Below are 6,044 nucleotides of genomic sequence, written 5' to 3'. Positions count from 1 at the left end.
AAAGATAAGAAGAAAAATCATACAAAATAAATTAAGATATTGACATTCAATTGTTTATAACTATGAAAACAAACATGTTTTAAAATATTGTAAATTCGTCTCCCCGACTTTTCGGAGGGGGCTCAAGATTATGAGGTATGGATCACCAATGACTCTCCGGATGATGATATTAATTTGCTCGATCTCTACAAGGTTTTCTCTCCTGAGCATTTACTGACAAAAAATTTTGTGAACGACAGCAATTCCCTGAACAGGGAATTTTATACGGAATTATTGCACATTATCGGATTGGGTGAAACGAAGGAGAAGAGTAAAAAACTGATCGGAAGGAAGGCTGCCGGAGCACGCGATGATGGGTCAATCCTGGAGAATACCATCAATGTCCTGCGAAGCCGGAACCGTCTGTATTCAATAGAAAAGCCTGAAAAATATGGTGATACCGAAGATGAGCGGCTCTTCAGCGCAGGTCTTGAACTGGTCATTACCTGGCTGAACCGTATCCTTTTCCTGAAATTGCTCGAAGGACAACTGATCGCGTATCATCAGGGTGATATAAGTTTTGCTTTTCTGAACAATTCAATTATCGAAGATTTTGATCAGCTCAATGAGTTGTTTTTTGACGTTTTGGCCATTCCCGAGCATGAAAGGCTAAAGTCTGTCAGTGAGAAATTCGGCAACCTGCCTTACCTGAACAGTTCTCTTTTTGAAGAAAGTGAACTGGAAAGGAAAACCATTACCATCGCGGAATTGAAGGATCGACTCGACCTTTCCGTTCATCCTTCCACTGTCCTAAAGGATACCAATGGCCGTCGGATCACTGGCCGGAAGAATACGCTTCAGTATCTGTTTGAATTCCTTGATTCATTCGATTTTTCCAGCGACAGCAAGGCCGAAATCCAGGAGCAGAACAAGAGCCTGATCAGCGCTTCCGTGCTGGGCCTTATATTTGAGAAGATCAACGGGTACAAAGATGGATCATTCTTCACACCGGGCTTTATCACGATGTACATGTGCCGTGAGACCATCCGTAGGGCAGTTATGCAGAAGTTCAACGACGCAAAAGGCTGGAATTGTGAAGAATTCGGGCAATTGTATAATAAAATTGATGATAAAAAAGAAGCCAACAGCCTGATCAACAGCCTGAAGATTTGTGATCCGGCAGTGGGTTCCGGGCATTTCCTGGTTTCAGCTTTAAACGAGATTATCGCGATAAAAAGTGAGTTAAAAATTCTCCTTGACCGGCAGGGTAAGACATTACGCGATTACCAGGTGGAGGTGGTAAATGATGAATTGGTGATTAGCGATGATGACGGCCGGTTTTTCCGGTACAATCCCAGGAACGAAGAGAGCCGACGTGTACAGGAAGCCTTATTCCATGAAAAGCAGACCATCATCGAAAACTGCCTTTTCGGCGTGGATATCAACCCCAAATCAGTGATGATCTGCCGGCTCAGGCTTTGGATAGAACTCTTAAAGAATGCATATTACATCACGTGTGATTCACAGCCAAACCACCACCTCGAGACATTGCCCAACCTCGACATCAACATCAAGTGCGGCAATTCGCTCATCAGCCGGTTCCCGCTTGATGCCGACCTGGGCGAAGCGCTGCGCAAAAGCAAGTGGAACATGGACAGCTACCGCCTGGCAGTAATGACTTACCGGAATGCAGAGACCAAGGAGCAGAAGCGGGCCATGGAAAAACTTATCCTCGACATCAAAAGTGATTTTGAAACCGAAGTAACCCGCAACGACAAGCATTTGCTGAAGTTGAACAAGCTGAAAGGCGAGCTTTTCAATCTCACAACCCAACCAACCCTTTTCGAAAAGACTAAAGCCCAGAAAGCCGCCTGGGAAAAGCAGGTGAAGAAGTTTACAACGGAAATATCAACTATTGAGTCCGCTTTGGAGGAAGTTCGCAGCAACAGGATTTACGAAAATGCTTTCGAGTGGCGGTTTGAGTTTCCCGAAGTGTTGGATAATGATGGGAAGTTTGTGGGGTTTGATATTGTCATAGAGAATCCTCCCTATGTTTTTGCAAGAGAGAATTTTGATTCATCAATCAAGAAATATTTCGTTGAAAATTTCAAAACAACCCAATATCAAGTGAATTCATTCTTCCTATTTATTGAAAAAAGTATTTCAATTCTGCGAAGAAATGGTGAATTTGCATTAATTGTTCCCAATTCATTGTTAATGGTGAGTTCCGCTAAAAGTCTTAGAGAATATATTTTAAATGAAACCGCACTGTCAGAAATAATTAATTTGATGGGCTATACCTTTGAAGGTGTTAATGTTGAAACAATTATTTTTTCTGGTAAAAAGCATAAATCTGAAGAAAATTCAATTAAAATTTTCATGAACGATGGTCAGGAGTTTATTCTAAATCAAACTAAAGTACAATCACTTTTCTGGAATAATGAAGGATATGAGTTAAATGTATTTTCTGATAAAGAAAGCGATGTAATAATTAATAAACTCAAGTTAAATACTGAAACTTTAAATAATTTGGTGAAAATAAAAGCTGGGCTAAAGGCATATGAGTCTGGAAAGGGTGTGCCAAAGCAAAGTCCAGAAGATGTTATAAATCGTATTTATGATTATACATACAAGCAGGATAGTGGTACATTTGAATATCTAGAAGGAAAGGATGTTTCAAGATATTTTTTAAAATGGTCCGGTACCTATCTCCGTTATGGTGACCATTTAGCAGCACCAAGGACCTTCGATATTTTTAACAACAGAAAGATTATCATCCGAGAGATTACTAGTAAGTTTCCACAGTGTATAAATGCAACCTATTCAGAAGATATATACCTTTTCAATATGAGCAATATTGCGGTTCTTGATAAAGAGATTTCGAATATATCTTTAAAATATATCTTAGGTTTATTGAATAGTAAGTTGATGTCTTACTATTTCATAAAAAATACCGCAAAGTCAGTTCGTCAAATGTTTCCGAAATTAATTATTGAGGATTTAAGAAAATTTCCTATAAAAAGTATTTCAATGAGCGATCAACTGTCTATGATAACTCTTGTCGACCAAATCCTCGCCGCCAAAAAATCCGATCCTCATGCCGACACTTCAGCGCTTGAGAATGAGATCGATCAGTTGGTTTACGGCTTATATGGGTTGACGGAGGAGGAGATCAGGATTGTGGAGGGGGGATGAGGGGAACAAATAAGATTGACCGAATTGTACTTTTGTGGATTAGTTGACAACTATTTCATAAGACTAGCAAATATGAACGATTTAACTTTTGACATAAAAACGACTTCAGAATTTTTCAAAAAGTTGACCGAGGATTATAACGAGTTTCTTACTAATAAAACTTCATCACGAATTGCACTTAATTGTGCAATGACGGCCTGGCATCTAACAGAATGGGCTTATAATGAATTTAATAATCAATTATCTGCTCAATTTGAGAAACTTGAGTTGTATCAACAGGACATTAAAAATCAATGCCCATCGCTGCAAATCATGCACGACTTATCAATTGGAACTAAACACTACCTGTTGACAAGACATCGTCCAAGAGTCAAAAAGACAACATTGCATAGAGGTTCATTCAATAGTGACTTTAACAGAGACTTTGATATATCATCGCTGGACATTGCGATGAATGACGGAACAAAGATTTATTTTGAAGATGAAATTCAGAAAGCAGTCGATTTCTGGGCACAATATTTAAAATCGACTTTTCACTTAACAATATAAAAAGTTATTATGAGAATTTCAGTTTTTCTTGATGGAGCTATATAAAATAAAACACGATCATGTTGAACAAAAAGCACTGTATAAGTACTAACGTTAGGGCTAATTTAATAATGAAACAAGACGAAAAATTAGCATATAGATATCTCGAAAGTCAGGGTTATAAGTCAATTGAATTTGAACCAAATGGAATAAGTACTCCTCCAGATTTTTTGATTGAAAATAATATCGCTATTGAAGTAAGGCGAATGAATAAACATATAAAGAATAGGCCAATTGAAGAAATAGAGTGTGGATTTGTTCATCGATTTGAAAAACTATTACAAGAACTCGATAACCCGAGCTTACCTTATTCGATCGCTGTAGCTTTAAGGTATAAAAGACCTATTAAGTTATCTAAGGATTTATTTGAATCATTAAAGCAATCGATTTCTTCATCAACAGTGAATGAATTATTTGGACAAGAAATTTTATTTAACACCCAGATATCTTATGAACTTTACAAAGGTAAAGGAAGAGCTGAAGATACTTATCGACTTTGTTCAATAAGTGATAAAGATAAAGGAGGTATTGTGCAGGATGCAAGATATGAAGCCTTAAAAATATGCATTGAAGATAAGACTCAGAAACTTCAGAAACTAAAGAATAATTACAAAGAGCTATGGCTTATTCTAGTAGATGATATATTCTCGCGAGTTGATAATACAACACAGCAGGACTTTCAACGTTTTCCTGAGATAAAATCTATTTTCAAAAGAATTATTATTATCTCAAAAAGCGATGAATCAAAATGGATTGATATATATCCATGGGGGCAAGAGAGTTGAAATAAAAACTAGCAATGATAGAGGCTCATATGATTTAGGTGTTTCAATGAAACGCATTTCCGTATAACGTATAGTCTCAAACCGTCACCCGCAATTATAAATGACAGAACAAAAGCTTGATATAAAAAAATACATAAATCATCAAAATCAAAAATTATTTGATGAATTATCAAGTGTTTATAACATCGAATTGTATCTTGATCCAAGTATGAATTCATGGGGCATTGACAATAATGAACCAATTATTAGAACTCCAAAAGATGATTTAAATATAGCCTCATTTACACATGAACTTTTACATCTATACCTTGACTATCAGGGATTGACATCAAAAGAACATATTTATTATGAAATATTTAATATTCATGTATTAATGTCAATTAATCGGGCAATGCTATTTGACCATATATATAATGTCTCCTGTCATAAGAAAATTTATCCAATTTTTCACAACTTGGGATTTCAAGATAAAGACTTTGTTCAAAACAATGGATTTTTTTTCAAAAGGCGTGACTATTTAATTATTAAAACTTGTAGAAGCTTAAATATCATGTCAAAGCTGTGGATTAGTCAATTTATTGGACATTTTTTTGCTTTGAAAAATGATATAATTGAAAGCCATGAACAATATAATAGAAAGTATTTGTATAAACTGGCTAAACTTGACAAAAGGCTGTATCAGATAATTTATAATTTCGATACAAAATGGACAAAGCAGACTGATTTAGATTGTTGTGAAAATTATCTTGAATTATCTAACGATTTATTCAGATGGCTGAAAGAAAATAATAAAATTAAAAAATAAAAGCAAAAGGAAGAAGATAGAAGAAGATTTTAAAAAGGCCTGATTGGGTTAAATAAAAAAGACGCTGATTATCATTTCAGCGTCAGGACCTTTGTAGATTCCAGGCCATAAAGTAAAGAACATTGAAAAGATAAATAATTTTAATGAAAAATCAAGTTTTCTTTTAATTTACAACCTGGGAATCATGGAAGAAAGCCTTCAATCATTTAAAAAGGAGTTAGAGATTCTGATTTTAAAGAGTCAGGAAATATTTGAAAAACAATTGAATTATATCAGTGCCGGAGCGATCGGTATCTCGTTTGCCTTTGTCGAAAAACTGACCGGCTCATTGTATGAAGCAAATTATAAGGCACTCTTATTTTCGGGATGGATAGCTTTAATTACATCGATAGTGTTGAATTTGATATCTCATTTGATGGCAAAGAAGTTACATTATTTAACTATCAATGAGATTATTAATGACTCCTATAATCAGGAAAATGCATTATCACGGAATAAAATTCTTGATAAGTATAATTATTGGACAATTTTTTTAACCATTTTTGGTATAATATTGATACTCTTATTTGTTTACTACTCCCCATTCTTTAGACCACGATTTTGCTTTTCTTAATTGAATTTATTAATTCTATTTGTATTGATATTGCTGTTAATTTCGGGAAATAACTCGAAGAGTTATTCTCGATATTAAC

General features: G+C 35.3%; 5 protein-coding genes. All 5 read left to right on the top strand.

Annotated features, from left to right (window positions below):
• The first annotated feature begins 174 nt into the window (after positions 1–174).
• The 5 genes from M0Q51_16900 (at position 175) to M0Q51_16880 (ending at position 5,965) form a co-directional block, all read left to right on the top strand.
• Positions 175–3,174, top strand: a complete 3,000-nt coding sequence (locus tag M0Q51_16900) for an N-6 DNA methylase (protein MCK9401650.1) — start codon at positions 175–177, stop codon at positions 3,172–3,174.
• 72 nt (positions 3,175–3,246) lie between these two features.
• The gene (locus M0Q51_16895) at positions 3,247–3,723 is read left to right on the top strand and encodes a hypothetical protein (protein ID MCK9401649.1); all 477 of its coding nucleotides are present in this window, start codon (positions 3,247–3,249) and stop codon (positions 3,721–3,723) included.
• A gap of 110 nt (positions 3,724–3,833) precedes the next feature.
• Positions 3,834–4,547, top strand: a complete 714-nt coding sequence (locus tag M0Q51_16890; GenBank protein MCK9401648.1) for a hypothetical protein — start codon at positions 3,834–3,836, stop codon at positions 4,545–4,547.
• A gap of 100 nt (positions 4,548–4,647) precedes the next feature.
• On the top strand, positions 4,648–5,352 hold the full coding sequence (locus M0Q51_16885) for a hypothetical protein (GenBank protein MCK9401647.1): 705 nt from the start codon (positions 4,648–4,650) through the stop codon (positions 5,350–5,352).
• 184 nt (positions 5,353–5,536) lie between these two features.
• The gene (locus M0Q51_16880; protein MCK9401646.1) at positions 5,537–5,965 is read left to right on the top strand and encodes a hypothetical protein; all 429 of its coding nucleotides are present in this window, start codon (positions 5,537–5,539) and stop codon (positions 5,963–5,965) included.
• The last annotated feature ends 79 nt before the right edge of the window (positions 5,966–6,044 follow it).

It is taken from the genome of Bacteroidales bacterium, from assembly GCA_023229505.1.
Lineage (GTDB): Bacteria > Bacteroidota > Bacteroidia > Bacteroidales > JAGOPY01 > JAGOPY01.
Note: the sequence above shows the minus strand (reverse complement) of the source record. Positions and strands in the feature narration are given on the sequence as shown.